This window comes from Gaetbulibacter jejuensis (genome assembly GCF_039524015.1).
In the GTDB taxonomy this organism is placed as follows: Bacteria; Bacteroidota; Bacteroidia; order Flavobacteriales; family Flavobacteriaceae; genus Gaetbulibacter_B; species Gaetbulibacter_B jejuensis.
Genome location: NZ_BAAAGF010000001.1, coordinates 1,102,008 through 1,123,232, shown reverse-complemented (window position 1 = coordinate 1,123,232; position 21,225 = coordinate 1,102,008). Strand labels below are relative to the sequence as shown.

The 21,225-nt window shown below is 32.4% G+C and carries 20 protein-coding genes; 12 read left to right on the top strand and 8 right to left on the bottom strand.

Going from position 1 to position 21,225, the window contains the following annotated elements; genetic code table 11:
* Positions 1-2 precede the first annotated feature (2 nt).
* The 4 genes from ABD011_RS04965 to xrtF all read right to left on the bottom strand — a co-directional run bounded on the left by ABD011_RS04965 (position 3) and on the right by xrtF (position 2,244).
* On the bottom strand, positions 3-731 hold the full coding sequence (locus ABD011_RS04965) for a heavy metal translocating P-type ATPase (RefSeq protein WP_343796260.1): 729 nt from the start codon (positions 729-731) through the stop codon (positions 3-5).
* 67 nt (positions 732-798) lie between these two features.
* A complete protein-coding gene (locus tag ABD011_RS04960) occupies positions 799-1,212 on the bottom strand; it encodes an HYC_CC_PP family protein (protein WP_343796258.1) in 414 nt (137 codons plus the stop codon).
* Positions 1,213-1,271: 59 nt separating this feature from the next.
* A complete protein-coding gene (locus tag ABD011_RS04955) occupies positions 1,272-1,700 on the bottom strand; it encodes an exosortase F system-associated membrane protein (RefSeq protein WP_343796256.1) in 429 nt (142 codons plus the stop codon).
* Positions 1,693-2,244, bottom strand: coding sequence for an exosortase family protein XrtF (gene xrtF / locus ABD011_RS04950; RefSeq protein WP_343796254.1), 552 nt, complete (start codon positions 2,242-2,244; stop codon positions 1,693-1,695). Before xrtF ends, ABD011_RS04955 begins: the two co-directional genes overlap by 8 nt.
* A gap of 92 nt (positions 2,245-2,336) precedes the next feature.
* Here xrtF and ABD011_RS04945 point away from each other — a divergent pair, with 92 nt between their 5' ends.
* Complete coding sequence (locus ABD011_RS04945) at positions 2,337-2,792, top strand: GAF domain-containing protein (protein ID WP_343796252.1); 456 nt, start codon at positions 2,337-2,339, stop codon at positions 2,790-2,792.
* A gap of 228 nt (positions 2,793-3,020) precedes the next feature.
* On the opposite strand, the gene ABD011_RS04940 is transcribed toward ABD011_RS04945, so the two are convergent.
* Complete coding sequence (locus ABD011_RS04940) at positions 3,021-4,274, bottom strand: ABC transporter permease (protein ID WP_335973945.1); 1,254 nt, start codon at positions 4,272-4,274, stop codon at positions 3,021-3,023.
* Between the two features lie 216 nt (positions 4,275-4,490).
* Between ABD011_RS04940 and purH the strand changes: the two genes are divergently transcribed.
* From purH to rodA, 6 genes are all read left to right on the top strand, one after another.
* Positions 4,491-6,023 carry a bifunctional phosphoribosylaminoimidazolecarboxamide formyltransferase/IMP cyclohydrolase gene (gene purH / locus ABD011_RS04935; protein ID WP_134198686.1) on the top strand — a complete coding sequence of 511 codons (1,533 nt, stop codon included), beginning with the start codon at positions 4,491-4,493 and terminating at the stop codon, positions 6,021-6,023.
* Between the two features lie 139 nt (positions 6,024-6,162).
* The gene (locus tag ABD011_RS04930) at positions 6,163-7,191 is read left to right on the top strand and encodes a rod shape-determining protein (protein WP_129759209.1); all 1,029 of its coding nucleotides are present in this window, start codon (positions 6,163-6,165) and stop codon (positions 7,189-7,191) included.
* A 10-nt stretch (positions 7,192-7,201) separates the two neighbouring features.
* Positions 7,202-8,026: a rod shape-determining protein MreC gene (gene mreC / locus ABD011_RS04925; protein WP_343796248.1), complete on the top strand. Its 825-nt coding sequence runs from the start codon at positions 7,202-7,204 to the stop codon at positions 8,024-8,026.
* A complete protein-coding gene (gene mreD / locus ABD011_RS04920) occupies positions 8,019-8,525 on the top strand; it encodes a rod shape-determining protein MreD (protein WP_129759211.1) in 507 nt (168 codons plus the stop codon). The genes mreC and mreD overlap by 8 nt, the downstream gene beginning before the upstream one ends.
* Complete coding sequence (gene mrdA / locus ABD011_RS04915; protein ID WP_134198685.1) at positions 8,522-10,456, top strand: penicillin-binding protein 2; 1,935 nt, start codon at positions 8,522-8,524, stop codon at positions 10,454-10,456. Before mreD ends, mrdA begins: the two co-directional genes overlap by 4 nt.
* Positions 10,457-10,465: 9 nt before the next feature.
* Positions 10,466-11,743: a rod shape-determining protein RodA gene (gene rodA, locus ABD011_RS04910; RefSeq protein ID WP_343796244.1), complete on the top strand. Its 1,278-nt coding sequence runs from the start codon at positions 10,466-10,468 to the stop codon at positions 11,741-11,743.
* 81 nt (positions 11,744-11,824) lie between these two features.
* On the opposite strand, the gene ABD011_RS04905 is transcribed toward rodA, so the two are convergent.
* Entirely contained in the window at positions 11,825-14,458 is a 2,634-nt protein-coding gene (locus tag ABD011_RS04905) for a valine--tRNA ligase (RefSeq protein ID WP_343796242.1), read from the bottom strand.
* 184 nt (positions 14,459-14,642) lie between these two features.
* Here ABD011_RS04905 and ABD011_RS04900 point away from each other — a divergent pair, with 184 nt between their 5' ends.
* The gene (locus tag ABD011_RS04900; RefSeq protein ID WP_129759215.1) at positions 14,643-15,068 is read left to right on the top strand and encodes a DUF1573 domain-containing protein; all 426 of its coding nucleotides are present in this window, start codon (positions 14,643-14,645) and stop codon (positions 15,066-15,068) included.
* Positions 15,069-15,116: 48 nt separating this feature from the next.
* Here the strand turns inward: ABD011_RS04900 and ABD011_RS04895 are convergent, their stop codons facing one another.
* Positions 15,117-16,448, bottom strand: coding sequence for an aspartyl protease family protein (locus ABD011_RS04895; protein ID WP_343796239.1), 1,332 nt, complete (start codon positions 16,446-16,448; stop codon positions 15,117-15,119).
* Positions 16,449-16,564: 116 nt separating this feature from the next.
* On the opposite strand from ABD011_RS04895, the gene ABD011_RS04890 reads away from it, so the two are divergent.
* The 4 genes from ABD011_RS04890 (at position 16,565) to ABD011_RS04875 (ending at position 20,349) form a co-directional block, all read left to right on the top strand.
* Positions 16,565-17,755, top strand: a complete 1,191-nt coding sequence (locus ABD011_RS04890) for a pyridoxal phosphate-dependent aminotransferase (RefSeq protein WP_343796237.1) — start codon at positions 16,565-16,567, stop codon at positions 17,753-17,755.
* Positions 17,756-18,769 carry a UDP-N-acetylmuramate dehydrogenase gene (murB, locus tag ABD011_RS04885; protein WP_343796788.1) on the top strand — a complete coding sequence of 338 codons (1,014 nt, stop codon included), beginning with the start codon at positions 17,756-17,758 and terminating at the stop codon, positions 18,767-18,769. It begins immediately after the preceding gene.
* 237 nt (positions 18,770-19,006) lie between these two features.
* Positions 19,007-19,537 carry an RNA polymerase sigma factor gene (locus ABD011_RS04880; RefSeq protein ID WP_129759218.1) on the top strand — a complete coding sequence of 177 codons (531 nt, stop codon included), beginning with the start codon at positions 19,007-19,009 and terminating at the stop codon, positions 19,535-19,537.
* Positions 19,538-19,548: 11 nt separating this feature from the next.
* Positions 19,549-20,349: an anti-sigma factor domain-containing protein gene (locus ABD011_RS04875; RefSeq protein WP_343796235.1), complete on the top strand. Its 801-nt coding sequence runs from the start codon at positions 19,549-19,551 to the stop codon at positions 20,347-20,349.
* Positions 20,350-20,422: 73 nt separating this feature from the next.
* Here ABD011_RS04875 and aqpZ read toward each other — a convergent pair whose 3' ends face one another.
* Positions 20,423-21,109, bottom strand: a complete 687-nt coding sequence (gene aqpZ, locus ABD011_RS04870; RefSeq protein ID WP_343796233.1) for an aquaporin Z — start codon at positions 21,107-21,109, stop codon at positions 20,423-20,425.
* Positions 21,110-21,225: the final 116 nt, after the last annotated feature.

Genomic DNA, 21,225 nt, shown 5'->3' with positions numbered 1-21,225 from the left:
ATTTAACTGTAGATTTGAACAAGCATAATCACTGCCATAACAATCATTATACTGTTTTCAATAAAGGTTGCTTTGGTCATAGGTAGTTTTAATGCTGTACCCAAACATGCACATTGTATTGCTTTTTTATCCAGCAATGTTTTGGTTACTCCTATGGTAGTAATTCCTAAAATAATTAAGGTAATCACTAATGCCAACGGAATTTGAATACGCATTAAAAACATGATTCCCAAAGCTGTTTCTATAAAAGGATACACCCAACCATAAGCAGGAATTGCTTTAGCTAATGGGTCGTACATTTTAAAACTTTCAGGAAATCCTTTTAAATCTAATAGTTTGAAAAAACTAAAAACGATATAGAATAAGCCCATGAAATCGAGCATAAAATCGCTCCAATTCCACGACTTGAAATTGATTAATACTGATGCAGAAATGATGTATCCAAATATTAAAAACAACGGAAACAATTGCTGTAAATCAGATTTTTGTTCTTCTTGCTGTACTGTTGAAGCAAACACATTTCGTTCTTGCTTTTCAGACAGCTTATATTTTTCTGGTAGTGCATTTTGCAATACACTTGTAGCGATATGCTGAGACATGGTTACTGCAACTTCACCTAATTCTAAATTTACTTTAGCATCATCAACATAGTCTAAATCTTGTAAGACATTTTCAACTTTTGCCTTACAACCATTACAGGTCATTCCTGTAACGCTGTATGTATGTGTCATTTTTTTTGATTTTTTGATTGAACAATAGAGATTTACTATCCGTTTTCACGGAAATTGTTCAAAAAAATCAAATTAGGAAAACTTGATCGCGCACTTGTATGTCGGCAACCAAGTTTGGTGGAGAATAATATTTATGAGGGATAACCTGTTGCGGCAACCCTTCAAAAAGATTAATGTATGAATACGCAAATGTTGATAAAAACAGTTGCTGATCAAAATCTAAATCTTCAAACTTTTTAATGGTTAAATGGTCTTGACCTTTAACTAAATCGACTGTATCTTTACAACAATGCACTTGTGTTTTTTCAGCCATTTCAATTTCAAAGGCTTCCATAGCGCATTTTTGTAATTCAGAAAACACAGAAACATCTACCAACACATCACCACAAAAATGTTTCTCTACAGTAAAAGAAACTGTAGAAAAAAACACTAATAGCGCTAATGCAACTGAAAAAGTTTTATGTAAAACATTTTGTATCACAACACAAATTTATAAAAATTAATGAAGTTGTATTGCATTTTAAAAAAGCATTAACATTTCTACCTATTAAGTTTATAGTAATAAAATGCTGGTATTAAGAGCAAAAGAATGACTGGTTGAATTAAAAATCGTCTAAAATTAAAAAACAGATAATAATCTTCTTGTCTAGGGTTAATGACAAAATACAAGAAAATTAAAATCAAAATTAAGTATGCTAAAGTATAAACTATAACCGAAAACTTAACGATAGACTTATCTTTAAAAAAGAGATATATAATAGCTAAGGACACGACTCCATTTAGCACATACCTTAAGGTAGTAAACAGCGTTAACTTTAATATTTCGCGTCTTGGGTAATCCATATACAAATAGTCGTTTTTAAAAAACAACAAGTATGGATCATAAAACAACTCATTTTCGAACACTCTTATCAATACAAGAAGCCCAAACAAAGCCATGAGCAAAACAATTTTAAAAATGTTATTCATGCTTTTTGTTTATTGATGAAAACCTATTAACCCAAAACATCCAAAGGATGAATACCATTCCGTAAATAATCAAAGGAAAAATAGCAGTGTGCAAAATTTCTCTTCGCCATGGATAATTATACAAGCCAATTGACAAAATTGCAATTCGAATAATATTAACAGCATAAATAAGAACACCTCCTGCTAAAGTGTAAAAAAATGTTGGTTTTAATCTTCCTGCAAAAGCTACCATAAAAGCCACAAACAATATAATCACACTTACCGAATTACAACCCTCTACTACTCTAGCAACGTACTTACCATTAAGTATAAGTTTAAGTGAAGGTTCATTTTCATGCGCTAAATAGTGTACATCATAACCCATAGCTCCAACAAGTTCACTACTTTGTTTAGCTACTAAATTGGTTATAATATCAGGATAGTATTTTGAACCACTAGACATATCTAAATACAATTTATAGCATAAAGACAAGACCAAGTACACTATTAAAAATGTGAGAATGAACTTTATGACAGACTTGTATTTTTTTAGTAAGTTTTTCAAAAGTAAACGACTGATATATTCTGTTAAATTTATATAAATTCAGTTTTTGAATTTACACCTTTTAAATACTTTTGCAAAAACTTTTTGAACAAATGACATTTGAACAATTACAACTTAAAGTAAGCGAAATTACTTCTAATTCGAGTACAACTGTAGATGAAAAACTTTATGCAATTTGCGAATTGCTAGAAGCTAATATCACATATTACAACTGGGTAGGATTCTATTTTAAAAATGGAGATAAAAACGAATTAAAATTAGGTCCTTATGTAGGCGAACCTACTGACCATACTATTATTCCTTTTGGAAAAGGCATTTGCGGACAAGTTGCTGTGAGCAACCAAAATTTTGTTGTACCAGACGTATCTGCTCAAGATAATTACATTGCTTGCAGTATTACTGTTAAAGCAGAAATTGTAATCCCAATTTTTGTTAATGGTGAAAATATTGGTCAAATAGATATCGACTCTAATACTCCAGATTCTTTTACTGAAGCGGACGAGCGCTTTTTAGAATTTGTTTGTAAACAGGTTGCTGAGATTCTATGATTAGATTATTTTTTTCTTCGGAAGAAAAGTCTAAATAACAAATAGAGCACAAAGACATAAGCCAAAATTGAAAGCCACAAATTTAGGTTTGTTAAATCCCAAGCCCAACCAACAGTTTTATTTACACCCCAGGTAAATCCAGAATCTGAAAAGAAAAAAATATAAATGCAAACCAATAGAACTATTGACAAAAGTGTTTTAAAAATGCTTTTCAGACTCATTTTCCTGTTACATTCCAGTTCTAATCGCTTCCACAGGATCAAGTTTTGAAGCTGAAATTGCTGGTACAATACCAGAAATCAACCCTATTGCAGTTGACAACGCAAATCCTAACATCATGTTTCCTGCTGAAAGCACAAATTCAAAATCGCCTGTAAAGTTTGACAACACTGTTGTTGTTATCCATACTAATATCAATCCTACAATTCCACCAATAAAGGCTAATACTATAGCTTCAAACAAAAACTGGAATAAGATAAACCTGTTTTTGGCACCCAATGATTTTTGAATTCCAATAAGGTTGGTGCGTTCCTTAACACTCACAAACATAATATTAGCAATACCAAAACCACCTACTAATAATGAAAACGCACTAATGGTCCAACCTACACCATTCATAAACCCAATAATACTATCTACAGCATCTGTTAAACCTGACAATTTATTGATAAAGAAATTATCTGGCTCATCAGCTTTCAAACCTCTGTAAACCCTATATTTTTGTTTTAAAACCGATTCAAAGGCATCAAAATCGACATCTTTTTTAGGCTTAATTACAACAGCTCCTGGTAAACCATTTGCTCCTCCATTATTAAAACGTCTTACAAAATTTGCAGGCACATAGGCACGTTCATCTGGAGAATCACCTCCAATACCTCCACCTACTTTCTTTAAAACGCCAATAACTTTGAGTTTTCGTCCATAAGCCCTAATCGTTTTACCTATAGGGTTATCATTATCAAATAAATTTGTAGCAGTTGAGCTTCCTAACACAATAACAGGAGCTCCAGAATTTGATTCAGATTCGTTATAAAAACGACCTGATTCAATTTTTAAATTTTCAATATCATAAATACCGTTAGAGACAGGTGTAACGTTAACTCCTGAAACTGTTTTTCCTTCGTACTTTAAATTTTCTGAGCCTCCAAAAATCACATAGGCAATAGCCTCAATATCATCTACACTTCCTTCAATAAACTCATAATCATCATGCTCTACCTGAGGGAAATTATCACGTTGCCATCTTGGGACACTTGTAGGTCCAAACGAATACTTAGTAAGATACATGGTGTTTTTATCCAATCCGCTCAACTGCTCTTTGATATTCCTATCAAGCGAATCAACAGCTGCAAGTACAGCTATAATAGAAAATATACCAATTGTTACTCCTAATAGCGATAAAAAAGTACGTAGTTTATTGTTTCGCAATGCGTTAATAGCAAACGTAAAACTCTCCTTAAATAATCGTAAATAAACAAGCATGAATTGGTCGAAATTTTATCAAAGTTAAAGATAGGACGTTTTTAACAATCTATTGTTACAAAAAACTTAAATAATCTGCGTTATCAAGCCTTAAAATCTCTTTAAGAATATGTACTTTTGCACTCGCAAACAACACTTTTTAATACTTGGTATTGAAAAAACATTAAAATTGTTATTTCCATAAAAATGGAAATCAAAAAAACACACAACTATACAATGAATAACAACAAAACCATTAAATCTGCTTTAATCTCTGTTTTTAGCAAAGAAGGATTAGAACCAATCGTTAAAGAACTTAACGCACAAAATGTAACCATTTACTCAACAGGAGGTACCGAAAAGTTTATAAAAGACTTAGGAATTAATGTTGTACCTGTTGAAGATGTAACCTCTTATCCTTCAATTTTAGGAGGTCGTGTTAAAACATTACACCCAAAAGTATTTGGAGGTATTCTTAACAGACAAAATAATGAAAGTGATGTTGCCGAATTAAAAGATTTTGACATCCCTCAAATAGATTTGGTTATTGTTGACCTTTACCCTTTTGAAAAAACTGTAGCTTCAGGTGCTGCACATCAAGATATTATTGAAAAAATTGACATTGGAGGTATTTCATTAATTAGAGCTGCAGCCAAAAACTATGCTGATGTAGTTTGCGTGTCTTCGGTTGAAGATTACAGTGAATTTTTAGAACTTTTAAAAGCTAAAAGTGGTGAAACATCTGAAGAAGACAGAAAACGTTTTGCTGCAAAAGCCTTTAATGTATCGTCACATTACGACTCGGCTATTTTTAATTATTTCAATAGCAACCATGATCTTGCTGCTTTAAAAGTAAGTGAAACCAAAGGACAAGTGTTACGCTATGGCGAAAACCCTCACCAAAAAGGATTTTTCTTTGGAGATTTTGAAGCAATGTTCACCAAATTACACGGTAAAGAACTAAGCTACAACAACCTTTTAGATGTTGATGCTGCTGTTACTTTAATGAACGAGTTTAAAGGAGAAGCTCCTACTTTTGCTATTCTAAAACACAATAATGCTTGTGGTTTAGCACAAAGAGAAACATTGCACAAAGCTTACGTTGATGCTTTAGCAGGAGATCCTGTTTCAGCTTTTGGTGGTATTTTAATTGCAAACTCTGAAATTGACAAAGCTACAGCTGAAGAAATTCATAGCTTATTTTGTGAGGTTGTTATTGCACCATCATTTTCTGCAGAAGCATTAGAAATTTTAAAAGGAAAAAAGAATAGGATTCTTTTAATTTTAAATGATATTGAACTACCAAAAACTACTGTAAGAAGTTGTTTAAATGGTGTTTTGGTTCAAGAGAGAGATAACGTTACTGATGCTGTTTCGCATTTATCTGAAGCAACAAACAATAAACCAACTCAAAACGAGTTAGAAGATTTAATATTTGCCTCAAAAATTTGTAAGCATACCAAATCTAACACAATCGTTTTAGCAAAAAACAAACAACTATGTGCAAGTGGAACAGGACAAACCAGTCGTGTTGACGCTTTAAACCAAGCTATACATAAAGCACAATCTTTCAATTTTGATTTGCAAGGTGCTGTAATGGCTAGTGATGCATTTTTTCCGTTTCCAGATTGTGTAGAAATTGCTGATAAAGCTGGAATTACTGCTGTAATACAACCAGGAGGCTCTATAAAAGATCAACTAAGTGTTGACTATTGTAATGAAAACAATGTTGCTATGGTATTTACAGGAACACGTCATTTTAAACATTAACATTTTTTCTAAAAAAATTGAAATCTGTTAATTCATTTTAAACGTATCTTGTAATACTGTAATTAATGTATATTTTATTACATTTACAACAACGTCTAAAAGACTAAATAATATCAACCCACATAACTAACAACAGCGTATGGGATTTTTTGATTTCTTAACAGAAGAAATAGCCATAGATTTAGGAACAGCAAATACACTTATTATCCATAATGACAAAGTAGTTGTGGATAGTCCATCAATAGTAGCAAGAGATAGAATTTCTGGAAAAATAATTGCAGTTGGTAAAGAAGCCAACATGATGCAAGGAAAAACTCACGAAAACATTAAAACCATTAGACCATTGAAAGATGGTGTAATTGCCGATTTTGATGCTTCTGAGCAAATGATAAGCATGTTCATTAAAAACATTCCTGCATTAAAAAAGAAATTGTTTTCTCCTGCTTTGCGTATGGTTGTTTGTATTCCTTCTGGTATTACTGAAGTGGAAATGCGAGCTGTAAAAGAGTCTTGTGAGCGTGTAAATGGTAAAGAAGTTTACTTAATACACGAGCCAATGGCTGCTGCAATAGGTATTGGTATTGATATTATGCAACCTAAAGGAAACATGATTGTGGATATAGGTGGAGGAACAACAGAAATTGCTGTTATTGCTCTTGGTGGAATTGTTTGCGACAAATCAGTTAAAGTTGCTGGTGATGTATTTACAAATGATATTATTTACTACATGCGTACTCAACACAACCTTTATGTTGGAGAGCGTACTGCTGAAAAGATAAAAATTCAAATTGGTGCAGCAACTGAAGATTTAGAATTACCTCCAGAAGACATGAGTGTTCAAGGTAGAGACCTCTTAACAGGTAAACCTAAGCAAGTGAATATTTCGTATCGTGAAATTGCTAAAGCTTTAGATAAATCTATTTTAAGAATTGAAGACTCTGTAATGGAAACCTTATCTCAAACGCCTCCTGAGCTTGCTGCAGATATTTACAATACAGGAATTTACTTAGCAGGTGGTGGCTCTATGCTTAGAGGTTTAGACAAGCGTTTATCTCAAAAAACCGACTTACCTGTTTATATTGCTGAAGATCCATTAAGAGCTGTAGTAAGAGGAACAGGAATTACACTCAAAAACCTTTCTAAATTCAAAAGTGTATTGATAAAATAAGTAATTAATAATGCAACAAATCATCAACTTTGTTATTAGAAACAAAACATTTCTTTTGTTTTTGTTGTTGTTTGGTGTATCGTTGGCTTTAACAATTCAATCACACTCATACCATAAAAGTAAGTTTATAAATTCTGCTAATTTTTTCACTGGTGGAGTTTACAAACAAGTAAACAACGTTGGTCAGTATTTTGATTTAAAAAACGAGAACCAAAAACTTCTTGAAGAAAACAACAGGCTAAAGTCTATCTTATTCAATAGAGAAACTGATACTTTAAAATCGTTTTATGCTGACAGTACGATGTACAGCAAACGCTTTAAGCTTACTCCTGCAGTTGTTTATAAAAACAGTTATTCAGCAACCAACAACTACCTTACTATAAACAAAGGAAAAAAAGATGGTATTCAGCAAGATTTTGGAGTTATCACTTCCAAAGGCATTATTGGTATTATTGACAACACATCTAATAGTTACGCAAGAGTACAATCTATTTTAAACACAAATAGTAGAATAAATGCTCAACTTAAAAAAACGAGCCATATTGGGTCTTTAAGATGGGATACAAAGTCACCTGAATTAGCGCAATTGAAAGACGTTTCAAAATTTGCACCTGTTGCCGAAGGCGACACTATTGTTACTGGTGGGCAATCAACTATTTTCCCTAAAGGAATTCCCATTGGAACTGTTAATGATTTTGTTTTAGACATTGGTGGAGACACATATACCATTAATGTAAAACTATTTAACGACATGACTAACGTTGGGCATGTTTACATTATTGAACATCTTGATAGAGAAGAAATAGAGACACTTCAAAACCCAGTAAATGAATAATTCTGCAGTAAATACTACATTACTTTTTATTACTGTATTACTAGTACAGGTTTTGGTATGTAATCACATCAATTTTTTAGGCTATATAAATCCGTATGTTTACATACTTTTTATTATGCTTTTTCCGATAAGAACCAATAGAACCGTTATTATTATTCTTGGTTTTTTATTAGGTTTATGTGTAGATTTTTTCTCTGACTCTGGTGGTGTTCATGCTGCTGCAGCAGTTACTATTGCTTACATTAGACCTGTATTGCTTAAGTTTTCCTTCGGAATGATTTACGAACACCAAAGCATTAAATTTAGCAATACTGAGTTAGGAAACCGATTGATATATATTTCACTCTTTACTGTTATTCATCATTTCGTGCTATTTTCACTTGAAGTTTTTAACATTTCTAAAATAATTTTAATACTTCAAAAGACGTTATTCTCTAGTATTTTTACTATAATACTATGTTTTATGTCAACAATTCTATTTAGCAAAAAACGTCGATGAGAAAACTTTTACTTCTTTCAACTGTTGTTATTGTTGGACTTATTTTTATTGCAAGATTATTTTATTTACAGGTTTACAACCAAAGTACTTATAATCTTTATGAAGATAATGCCATTAGAAAAGTATATGATTACCCAAAACGTGGTTATGTTTACGATAGAAACGGTAAACTCTTAGTTGCCAATCAACCCTCTTATGATGTAATGATTATTCCTAGAGAAGTTGAGCCTTTAGACACTTTGGAATTTTGTAATCTTTTAAAAATCACAAAAGAAGACTTCAAAAAAAAGTATGATAAAGCTTACCACTATTCTCCTAGATTACCTTCGCCTTTTGTAGCACAATTATCTAAAGAAGATTATGCCTTGTTACAGGAAAAAATGAGAAAATTTGAAGGCTTTTACATTCAAAAACGTTCACTTAGAGATTACCAAACCAGTATTGGGGCAAATGTTTTAGGAGACATTGGAGAAGTAAACAATGCCATTATACAAAGGCAACCATATTATAAAATGGGAGACTTAATTGGTAAACAAGGTATAGAGATTTCTTACGAAGAAACTTTACGAGGCGTTAAAGGCATTAAATTTATTCAAAAAGACCGTTTTAATAGAGATATAGGACCTTATAAAGAGGGTATTTATGACACTTTGCCTGAACCAGGAAAAGATATTACTATTACAATTGATGCAGAATTACAGGCCTATGGCGAGCTTTTAATGCAAAACAAAAGAGGTGGTATTATTGCCATTGAACCTAGCTCAGGAGAAATACTAACTATGATTTCATCACCTACCTACAACCCTAATTTGTTAGTAGGTAGAAACCGCTCTAAAAATTTCACTAAACTTTATAACGATTCGCTTTCACAACCACTTTACGATAGAGGTTTACAAGCTATGTATCCTCCAGGTTCTCCTTTCAAAGTAATTAATGCTTTAATAGGTTTACAAGAAAATGTAGTTACAACCAACGATAAGTTTACGTGTGCGCATGGTTATAGATATGGAAACCGAAAAATGGGTTGCCATGGTCATAAAAGTCCTGCTGACATGAACTTGGGAATTTACGAGTCTTGTAATGCCTATTTTGCCAATGTATATCGTCGTATTATGGACAAGTATGATACTCCTGCTGAAGGAATGGACATTTGGAGTAATCATGTTAAGAGTTTTGGACTAGGGAATTATTTGGGTTATGACCTAAGGGTTGGACAACCAGGAAAAATCCCAGATGCTGAAACCTATAATAGAGCCTACGGAAAAAACAGATGGTATACCACATTTACACTTTCAAATGCTATTGGGCAAGGTGAAGTGCTTGCTACTCCAATTCAGTTAGCTAACATGGCTGCTGCTATTGGAAACAGAGGTTATTATTACACACCTCATATTATTAAAAAAATTGAAAACGACACCATAGACAGCAAGTATACAACTCCTAATCACACCACTATCGACAAACAAAATTTTGAACCTGTTATTCAAGGTATGTATGATGTTTACAATAAAGGAACAGCAAAATACCTACAAGTTCCTGGTATTGAAATTTGTGGAAAAACAGGAACTGCTGAAAACTTCACAAGAATAGATGGCGTAAAAACTCAACTTACTGACCACTCTATTTTTGTCGCTTTTGCTCCCAAAGACGACCCTAAAATAGCCATTGCTGTTTTTGTTGAAAATGGGTATTGGGGAAGTCGTTTTGCTGGTAGAATTGCTAGTTTAATGATTGAAAAATACATTAAAGGAGAAATCACCAGAACAGATATGGAAAACTGGATACTTCAACACACTTTAGAGCATGAATATGAAAAACCTCATTCTGGAAAACCATTTAAAATTAATGGCGAATCAAGAATTATGACGGTTAATGAGTATGAGTTGGAGAAACAAAGAAAAATTAATATCAATACGCAAACTGTTAACTAACCAAGATAAATGCAGAGAGAACACAGAGGCTTTAAATTTGATTGGATAACAATAGCATTGTTTTTAATTCTTGTTGGGTTTGGGTGGCTTAACATAGTTTCGGCTTCACACACAGGAGAAATCACCAGTTATTTTGACATGAGTCAACCTTATGGTAAACAGCTTATGTTTATAATGCTTACTCTTGCGTTAATAGTCATCATTCTTTCTATAGAAGCAAAATTCTATGAACGGTTTGCTAGCATCATCTATTTCATTTCATTACTCTCCCTAATTGGTTTATTCATTTTTGGAAAAAACGTTAATGGTGCTACCTCATGGTATGCCATTGGAGGCATGACATTACAACCAAGTGAGTTTGCAAAATTTGCAACATCACTAGCAGTTGCTAAATACATTAGCGATTTGCAAACCAACATGAAAACCCTTCAAGACCAATTAAAAACTGTAGCTATAATAGTTGTTCCTGCAATTCTTATTTTATTACAAAATGATGCAGGAAGCACCATAGTGTATGCTTCTTTTTTCTTTGTATTTTATAGAGAAGGCTTACAACAAATTTACTTACTTATTGCTGTTGCAATACTATTATTATCTGTACTATCCTTAAAGTTTGGTGTTTTGTTTACAGCTATTCTCTCAGCTATTTTAATATTTACCATTTACTTTTTAAAACGAAAAAAGCGTGCTTCGTTTTTGCAACCCATTGTTGTTTTAGTCTTATGCATTGGATTCGCTTTTGGAGTTCGTACGTTTTATGACAGCATCTTAAAACCTCACCAAAAAGACCGTATTAGCCTTTGGTTACGCTTAGAAAAAGATCCTGAAAAGCTACAACAGATGAAGCAAACCATCTTGTACAACCTCAACGAATCTGAAAAAGCAATTAGCTCTGGTGGTTTAACAGGAAAAGGATATTTACAAGGCACTAGAACTACAGGAAAGTTTGTACCAGAACAGCATACCGACTATATTTTTAGCACAGTTGGAGAAGAATGGGGTTTTGCTGGTAGCGCATTGGTTGTTATTTTATTTGTAGCATTAATTATTAGAGTTCTGTACTTAGCCGAATCTCAAAAGAACCAATTTAGCCGAGTGTATGGCTATTGTGTCGCATCCATCCTTTTTGTGCATTTCACAATTAATACAGGAATGGTAATGGGCTTAATACCAACAGTTGGTATTCCTCTACCCTTTTTTAGTTACGGAGGCTCAGGACTTTGGGGCTTTACCATACTACTTTTTATTTTTGTAAAGCTAGACAGTAACAAGATTAATGAGTGGTAAATAAGTGAAAAAACCTCTTTAAAAAAACAAAAAAGGAACTGAATTTCAGCTCCTTTTCTTTTATCTATAGTTTTCACTTTTTTATTTCAAACTCGCTAAACTTGCTTTTAAGGTTTCAATTTTTGCTAAAGCATCAGCTTCTTTTTTCTTTTCAGAAGCTACAACCTGTTCTGGTGCATTGTTTACAAAGCGCTCATTTGATAGTTTTTTCTGTACTGATTTTAAAAACCCTTCAGTATAGTTTAACTCTTCGGTTAGCTTATTAATTTCAGCTTCAACATCAATAGCTCCTGACATAGGTATAAAATACTCGTTAGATTTTACTCTAAAAGTCAAAGCTCCTTCAACAGCTTCAGTAACATAAGCGACTTCTTCTAAGTTTCCTAACTTTTTAATTACCTCATCAAATGTTGGTTGAATTTGCTCATTGTTTAAAACCGAAAATGCAATAGCATCTTTAAACGCAATATTTTTATCTTTTCTTACAGAACGAATTCCTGAAACTACTTGTGAAGCAAAATCAAACTCGGTAATTAAAGCTTCGTTTACTGATTTTTGCTCAGGCCATTTTGCTACGATTAAAGCTTCTTCTGGTGAACGCTCTCCCATAGCTTGCCAAATTTCTTCAGTTATAAATGGCATAAATGGATGCATAATTTTTAAGTTCTCTTCAAAAATGGAGATTAACTTGTTATAGGTTACAGCATCTATTGGTTGACCATAAGCAGGTTTTACAATCTCTAATAACCAACCACAGAAATCATCAAAAATAAGTTTGTAAATACTCATTAAAGCATCGCTCAAACGGTATTTACTAAAATGATCTTCTATCTCAATTAACGCCTTTTGAAACTTGGCTTCATACCATTCTAATGCTACTTTACTTGAATTTGGCTGCTCAATATCTTGAGATACTTCCCAAAGTGTTGTTAAGTAAAATGCACTCCATACTTTGTTACCAAACCCTTTACCTTGTTGACATAAGGCTTCGTCAAACAACAAGTCATTTCCTGCAGCAGAACTTAACAGCAACCCTACACGAACACCATCTGCTCCAAACTCTTCAATTAGCTTTAAAGCATCAGGAGAATTCCCTAGAGATTTACTCATTTTACGGCGTTGCTTGTCGCGTACCAATCCTGTTAAGTATACGTTTTCAAATGGTCTTTCATCAGTATATTCATAACCTGCAATAACCATACGAGCTACCCAAAAGAATAAAATATCAGGACCTGTTACCAAGTCGTTTGTTGGATAATAGTATTTAAACTCTTCGTTATCTGGGTTTCTAACACCATCAAACACACTCATTGGCCATAACCAGGATGAAAACCAAGTATCTAGAGCATCTTGGTCTTGAGTTAAGTCTGAAACTTGAAGTTCGGAGTTTGAAGTTTTAGTCTTAGCTAACTCTAGTGCATCTTCTATGGTTTCAGCAACCACAAAGTCTTCTTTACCATCTCCATAAAAATAGGCAGGAATTTGATGTCCCCAATATAACTGTCTAGAAATATTCCAATCACGAATATTCTCCATCCAATGACGATAGGTATTTTCAAATTTCTTTGGAAACAACTTAACATCTCTTGTTTCTAAAACAGCTTTTATTGCTGGTTTTACCAGTTCTTCCATTTTTAAAAACCATTGATCGCTTAATCGAGGTTCGATAACAGCTTTGGTTCTTTCGGAAGTTCCTACTTTATTAATGTGAGTTTCGGTTTTAATTAAAAACCCTTTTTCTTCTAGTTCTTTAGTGATTTCTTTTCTTACTACAAAACGATCTTTTCCTTCGTAATGCAACCCAAAACTATTAAGTGAAGCATCCTCATTAAAAATATCAACAACTTCTAAATTATGCTTATCACCAAGCATTTTATCATTCTCATCATGAGCTGGCGTAACTTTTAAACAACCTGTACCAAACTCAACATCAACATAATCATCTTCAATAATAGGAATCACACGATTACATAAAGGCACAATTGCCTTTTTACCTTTTAAATGCGTAAAACGTTCGTCATTAGGATTAATACAAATTGCTGTGTCTCCAAAAATGGTTTCAGGACGCGTAGTAGCAATAGTTAACGTATCATCACTTCCTTCAATTTTATAATTTAAGTAGTAAAGATTTCCTTGTTTTTCTTCATAGATTACCTCTTCGTCTGAAAGTGTTGTTTTTGCTTCAGGATCCCAATTCACCATTCGGTAACCACGATAAATAAGTCCTTTGTTATACAAATCAACAAATACTTTTATCACAGCTTCACTCATGTCTTCGTCCATAGTGAATTTTGTTCGTTCCCAATCACAAGAACACCCTAATTTTTTAAGCTGATCTAGTATTACACCTCCATATTCGTGAGTCCAATCCCAAGCGTGTTTTAAAAACTCGTCGCGAGTTAAATCGTTTTTATCTATACCTTGGTCTTTAAGTTTTGCTACAACTTTTGCTTCGGTAGCAATAGATGCATGGTCTGTTCCAGGAACCCAACATGCATTTTTACCTTGTAAACGTGCACGACGAATTAAAACATCTTGAATGGTATTATTCAACATATGTCCCATATGTAGTACTCCAGTGACATTAGGTGGTGGAATGACAATAGTATATGGTTCTCTACTGTCTGGTTTTGAATGAAAATAATTATGTTTCATCCAGTAATCATACCACTTGCTCTCTACATTTCGTGCATCATATTTTGATGGAATACTCATCTTTGGAATAGTTTTTGAATAATGATGTGCAAAAGTACTTATATTTCTTTTTTTTAGAAATTATTGAGCGAAATAATAGTGTTATTTGCTTTTAACTATGTTAATATTGCTGTAATACGTCTAATAAATTTTGCTTAACAATAAAAAGTAAGTAGCTTTGAAGTATCAATTTAAAATTAAAATGATGAAAAATTTAGTAGTAATTTTATTTGTAGGGCTTTTAAGCCTAGGAACTTTCGCTCAAGAGAAAGTTGCAAAAATTGAATTTAAAACAGATGTCATTGATTACGGAACCATTGAAAAAGGTTCAAATGGTGTTCGTGTGTTTGAATTTACAAACACTGGTAATGCGCCTTTAATAATTTCTAATGTAAAGTCTACTTGTGGTTGTACTGTACCAAAAAAACCTGAAGGTCCAATTATGCCTGGTGAAACTGGTGAAATTGAAGTAAAGTATGACACTAACAGAGTAAACCCAATTAGAAAAACTATTACAGTAACATCTAATGCTGAAACACCTACTGTAGCTCTTAAAATTAAAGGTCTAGTTGTTGACCCAAGTAAGACAAGTGTTTTAGAAAAGAAAGACAAGAGTGTTATGGAACAATAATACTTTGTTAAATAAAAAATTGAAGCCCTCTTTTGAGGGCTTTTTTAGTTATAATAGGCTTTCTAACCTAAAAGAGAATGTCTTTATAATTCCTTTTCGTTCAACCTCTAATTTAATCAGTTTTTTATCTTCTTCACAAAAATATAAAGTAGCTTCTTGCAATGTCATTTTATGAGTCCCTTTGTTGTTGATTGATAAAATAACATCTCCTATTTCAAGTCCTGCTCTCTCAGCAGGAGATCCTTCTCTTAACTCAACAATTGTATACGATGGTTTTAAACTGTAATGAAATGTTTGAGAAAAATCAACAATAATGTTATCTCTATTTTCTCTTCCATAACTATCTATATACTTTTTTTCACCTAATTCTTTTATAACCCTTACTCCATATTGCTCTAATACTATTCCGCTTTTATTATAAAAAAAAGGCTTTCTAAAATTGCTGTTCTTTTTTAAAGTTACTTTTAAGTTTTTATAATCTACAACTATATTAAAGCGTTTCAATAAATCTCCTGAAATACTTCCATTTCGTTCCTCAAATTTTCGCGCATGACTTATAGAAGCAGAATCAGGATATGCAACGTTTACATTTTCTAGATGGAAATCACCTAAAGAAAATGAATTAACTCTTGAGCGTTTTCCATGTATATTTCCACTCAAACCTTTACCTAAAAAATCATGAAAATATTTTTCATTAGGAGGTAATATTTGCTTTTCGTGATCTTCAAATAACCATAAAGCATCACTACTCCCTGTATCAATTAATAATTTAACTGGAGTTTTAATTGTATCTATTTCAGCATATGCATCTATATAAGGTTTGTTCCTATTTAATATCATATCGAAAGATTCGCATTTCCTACAGTTTTTATACTTATACTCACTATGTTTAAATAGTTTTATAAATTTTGACCTATAGTTTATTTCTACAACAAAATCTTTAAAAATATCATACCCAATAATTCCATGAACATCAACACCTAATCTAGGTGTAAAATTAATTGAGTTATCAAAAACCACATAAATGTCTTGATTTATATTAATAGCATCACCTACTTTTAAAAAGTTCTCTCTAGATCGTAACGCTTCAATTTCACCATCAGCACCTAATCCACGTAAGTAAATACGCTCTACATTATTAACCAGCAATGAGTCTGTTAAATTAATAATGTTAAACAAGATAGGTTTACTAACTCCAGAATCTAGCAAAAACGAGAGTTCAACACCATTAACCTCTACTGGAAAAACTATTAGGTTATTAATAAGTTTAAAGTTAATTTTTGTGTAATCTTTATTGTTTGGCAGATTAAAATCATCTTGCGCACAAACCAAAGTACACATCAAAAAAAGCCCAATATTGACAAGTATCCTTTTAAGCATTTTAAATGATTGACTATATACAATTTACAAATCTTTGAAGTAAGATTTTTTTTTAGGTGTGTTTTTTAAAAAAACTTTAAGATAATTTTCAGAACTTTGCGTTTTAAATCAAAAAAATGCCGACAATTTCTAAAAAAGGGCAATTAATGCCTGAATCTCCAATAAGAAAATTAGTGCCTTACGCTGAACAAGCTTATAAAGATGGTAAAACTGTTTATCATTTAAACATAGGGCAACCAGATATTAAAACTCCTGAAGTGGCTCTAGATGCTGTAAAAGTGCATTCTTTAGACATACTTGCTTACACAAGATCTGAAGGATCTGAAGCCTACAGAAAAAAAATTGCTGAATATTACCATAAAAACAATATTCAAGTTGAACATGATGATATCATAGTTACTACTGGAGGAAGCGAAGCGTTGTTATTTGCTTTTGGTAGCATAATGGACTCTGACGATGAAATTATTATTCCTGAGCCTTTTTATGCAAATTACAATGGGTTTTCAACTGCTTCTGACATTAAGGTTGTTCCTGTAATTTCCAAAATTGAAGACAACTTTGCATTACCTGCTATTGAAGAGTTTGAGAAACTAATTACGCCTAAAACAAAAGCAATTCTTATTTGTAATCCAGGAAACCCAACAGGTTATTTGTATTCTAAAGAGGAAATAAAAAAACTAGCTCAAATAGTAAAAAAGCACGATTTGTTTTTAATTGCAGATGAAGTTTACCGTGAGTTTGTTTACGATGGTAACGAGTTTTACTCCATCATGCAAGAAGAAAGTATTGCAGAAAACGCGATAATGATTGATTCTGTTTCAAAACGTTACAGCATGTGTGGCGCAAGAATTGGGTACTTGGTATCAAAAAACAAATCGTTTATTAAAACTGCTCTTAAATTTGCTCAGGCTAGACTTAGTCCGCCAACTTTAGCACAAATTGCTAGTGAAGCAGCTTTATCCACTCCTCAAAGCTATTTTGATGGTGTTATAAATGATTATGTATCTAGAAGAAATACGCTTATCTCTGAATTAGAAAAGATTGATGGTGTAAAAGTAGCTAAACCAAAAGGAGCATTTTATTGTATTGCTGAATTACCAGTAAAAAGTGCTGATAATTTTGCTAAGTGGTTGTTAGAAAAATTTGATATTGACAAAGAAACTGTAATGGTTGCTCCTGCTGCTGGATTTTATTCTACTCCTGGAGTTGGTTTAAACCAAATTAGAATAGCTTACGTACTTAATGAAAATAGCCTTATAAAAGCTGTTAATATTTTAAACGAAGCACTAAAAGTTTACAAAGACTAAATCTTGATAGAGCAACAAAAATCTTTAAAAACCTATAACACATTTGGTATTGATGCTAAAGCAAAATACTTTACATCAGTAAACTCATTAGCTGAACTTACAAGTATTTTGGCTTCAAATGAGTATCCAGAAAAATTCATATTAGGTGGTGGTAGTAACATGCTACTTACTAAAGATATTGATGCGCTAGTAATTCATGTGAATCTTAAAGGAATTGAAATAATTTCTGAAGATGAGAACTATGCTATTGTTAAAGCTTATGCTGGCGAAAATTGGCACAAATTTGTATTGTGGTGTCTTGAGCATAGTTTAGGTGGAGTTGAAAACCTATCTTTAATTCCTGGTAATATTGGAACTGCTCCAATTCAAAATATTGGTGCTTATGGTGTTGAGTTAAAAGATGTTTTTGAAAGCTGTGAGGTAATGGAAATTGCTACACAACACACAAAAACATTCAACAAACAAGATTGTAAGTTTGGGTATAGAGAGTCAATCTTCAAGCAAGACGCTAAAGGAAAATACATTATTACAAGTGTTAACTTAAAACTTACCAAAAAAGAGCATAAGTTAAATACTGGTTATGGAGCTATTATTAGTCAACTCGAAGACATGAAAGTAAGCCATCCTACTATTCAAGATATTTCAAAAGCAGTTATTGCTATTCGCCAAAGCAAATTGCCTGATCCAAAAGAAATAGGTAATAGCGGAAGCTTCTTTAAAAATCCTGTAATTTCCTCTGATCATTTTAATGAATTACAAGCTAATTTTCCTGAAATACCAAGTTATACAGTTTCTGATAAATTAGTTAAAGTACCTGCTGGTTGGTTAATAGAAAAAGTTGGATTTAAAGGAAAAACCTTTGGAGATTATGGAGTTCATAAAAAACAAGCTTTAGTTTTGGTTAATTACGGCAACGCTAAAGGAAGCGACATTTTAAAACTCGCTAAATTAATTCAGCATACCATAAAACGAATATTTAATATTGATATCGAAACCGAAGTCAATATCATCTAATAAAAAAAGCCTCTAAATCAGAGGCTTTAACGTGCTATAGAATATTTTTTGAAAAAAGCTATTAATCAATTTCTTACTAAGAAAATAGTACTCTATAGTATTTAATTTGTAATCAATCTATCAACTATGTAGTAATTTTAGTAATTTTACTACCTTTATTTATATACGTTTAAAAAGGTACTTTGGATTTTTTTAAGGTACATTTTTTTTAAATTAACACTAAAATTTTAAAAAATTTTGAGCACGTCGATTGAGCAAACCATTGTTAATCTCCTTGAGAAAGGAGACAAAGCGGCAATTAATTTACTGTATGAAAATTATGCTGACAGTCTTTATGGTGTTATTTTAAAAGTAACAATAAACGAAGAAATAGCTCAAGATGCACTACAAGAAACCTTTGTAAAAGTTTGGAAAAACGCTAAAAAATACGACTCTAAAAAGGCTAAATTATTTACTTGGTTATACCGAATTGCAAGAAACACTGCAATAGATAAATTAAGAAGTTTTAATAATAGATTTGAAAAAGAAGTCCAAATCGACAAATCAAACGTATATATTCTACCAACAGCAACTTTAAATCAAGATGTTATCGATTTAAAAGAGCATGTTGCAAGACTAGACGAAAAGTATCAAATTATCTTGAAAGCCCTGTTTTTTGAGGGCATGACGCAACAAGAAGCCAGTGATGAATTAGATATTCCGTTAGGTACTGTAAAGTCTAGATTAAAAATTGGATTACGAGAATTAAAAAAGCTCTATGTCCATTAAAAAGTATTGAAATGGAAACAAAACTACATTCTTTTTTACAATCTGGTCTAATAGATAAGTACATATTAGGCACAGCAACTCCTTCTGAAATAACGGAAGTAGAACACTACATTTCTACTTATCCTGAAGCAGAAGAAGAGTACATGAAACTGCAAGACAACCTAGAAATTCTTGCTAAGGCTAATGCTGTTGAAGCTCCTATGTTTATTTTAGATTCAATTCATGAAGCCATTGACGAAAAACCTGTAATTTCTTTAGAACCAAAAAAGGTAAAGTCTAAAACGCCTTGGTACAAATACAGTATTGCTGCAAGTATTGCTGCATTTATTTTTGCTGGAGCAGCTACAATGTTATACCTTCAAAATCAATCTTTATTAAAAGAAAACCAAGTAGTTGTAGACGAGATTTTTGATTTAAGAAGCGACATAGAAAAAAACAACAGTAAGTTAGATGATGTTATGCGCCAGTTTATGGAACTTAACAATCCTGATACTGAAAAATATGTATTAAGAGGTAATGAAAGAGCTAAAGACCTTAAAACCGTTGCCTACATTAATGCAAAAGAAAAAACATCAATGATTGACGTAGTGTCTTTACCAAAATTACCTGAAAACCAAACCTATCAAATTTGGGCTGAGTTACAAGACAAGATGGTAAACCTTGGTATTTTGGACGTTGCTAATAGAAAATTAAAACAAATACCTTATATGGAAGATGCTTTAGGCTTAAGTATAACTATAGAGCCTAAAGGAAACCAAAACAGTGCTAGTGCAGAAAATGCTGTAGCAGAAATTGCTTTAAAAAACAACTAGTTAATTTCACATTAATAAAACTAAAAACCACCTGAATTCAGGTGGTTTTTTTATTCAATCATCTCTATAAAACTTATTCTTTTGAGAATAATGCCTTATGAATTAACCCAGCAATAATAGCACCAGCAATTGGAGCTAACCAAAACAACCATAACTGAGAGGTAAATTCTCCTCCAGCAAATAATGCTTGACTTGTAGACCTAGCAGGATTTACTGATGTATTAGAAATTGGAATACTTATTAAATGAATTAAAGTTAAAGCTAAACCAATAGCAATTCCTGCAAAACCTTCAGGTGCTTTCACGTAGGTACTTCCTAAAATAATCAGTAAAAAGAACATTGTTAACACAAACTCGGTAATTAAAACAGAAGTCATACTAAACCCTCCAGGAGACAACTCTCCATAACCATTAGCAGCAAAACCTCCAATGTCCACAAAATCTGATTTTCCTGTTACAATAAGACACAACACTCCTGCAGCTGCAATTGCACCAATTAATTGAGCTATAATGTAACCCAACACATCTTTAGCCGGAAACTTTCCTCCTGCCCATAACCCTAACGAAACTGCAGGATTAAAATGCGCTCCTGAAATATGACCAACAGCATAAGCCATTGTTAGCACTGTTAAACCAAAAGCCAATGCTACTCCAACAAACCCAATACCTAAATCAGGATAAGCAGCTGCAAAAATTGCACTTCCGCAACCACCAAATACAAGCCAAAAAGTTCCGAAGAACTCTGCGAATAATTTTTTCATGATTAAAAAATTTTATTAGTTAGATAAATAAATGTAATTCTATTTATGCTTACGACACTAATTTTGTTAATAAGTCACAAAATGAGCACTTTACAATCCGTTAAAAGCTTATTAAA

Bases quoted from the DNA above. Each gene is read 5' to 3' on its own strand.
- mreD (WP_129759211.1), top strand. From the start codon at position 8,019: ATGAATAATTCTGCAGTAAATACTACATTACTTTTTATTACTGTATTA.
- ABD011_RS04965 (WP_343796260.1), bottom strand. From the start codon at position 731: ATGACACATACATACAGCGTTACAGGAATGACCTGTAATGGTTGTAAG.
- mreC (WP_343796248.1), top strand. From the start codon at position 7,202: ATGCAACAAATCATCAACTTTGTTATTAGAAACAAAACATTTCTTTTG.
- aqpZ (WP_343796233.1), bottom strand. From the start codon at position 21,109: ATGAAAAAATTATTCGCAGAGTTCTTCGGAACTTTTTGGCTTGTATTT.
- ABD011_RS04900 (WP_129759215.1), top strand. From the start codon at position 14,643: ATGAAAAATTTAGTAGTAATTTTATTTGTAGGGCTTTTAAGCCTAGGA.
- ABD011_RS04945 (WP_343796252.1), top strand. From the start codon at position 2,337: ATGACATTTGAACAATTACAACTTAAAGTAAGCGAAATTACTTCTAAT.
- ABD011_RS04890 (WP_343796237.1), top strand. From the start codon at position 16,565: ATGCCGACAATTTCTAAAAAAGGGCAATTAATGCCTGAATCTCCAATA.
- ABD011_RS04875 (WP_343796235.1), top strand. From the start codon at position 19,549: ATGGAAACAAAACTACATTCTTTTTTACAATCTGGTCTAATAGATAAG.
- mrdA (WP_134198685.1), top strand. From the start codon at position 8,522: ATGAGAAAACTTTTACTTCTTTCAACTGTTGTTATTGTTGGACTTATT.
- ABD011_RS04955 (WP_343796256.1), bottom strand. From the start codon at position 1,700: ATGAATAACATTTTTAAAATTGTTTTGCTCATGGCTTTGTTTGGGCTT.
- ABD011_RS04905 (WP_343796242.1), bottom strand. From the start codon at position 14,458: ATGAGTATTCCATCAAAATATGATGCACGAAATGTAGAGAGCAAGTGG.
- ABD011_RS04930 (WP_129759209.1), top strand. From the start codon at position 6,163: ATGGGATTTTTTGATTTCTTAACAGAAGAAATAGCCATAGATTTAGGA.
- ABD011_RS04940 (WP_335973945.1), bottom strand. From the start codon at position 4,274: ATGCTTGTTTATTTACGATTATTTAAGGAGAGTTTTACGTTTGCTATT.
- ABD011_RS04895 (WP_343796239.1), bottom strand. From the start codon at position 16,448: ATGCTTAAAAGGATACTTGTCAATATTGGGCTTTTTTTGATGTGTACT.
- purH (WP_134198686.1), top strand. From the start codon at position 4,491: ATGAATAACAACAAAACCATTAAATCTGCTTTAATCTCTGTTTTTAGC.
- rodA (WP_343796244.1), top strand. From the start codon at position 10,466: ATGCAGAGAGAACACAGAGGCTTTAAATTTGATTGGATAACAATAGCA.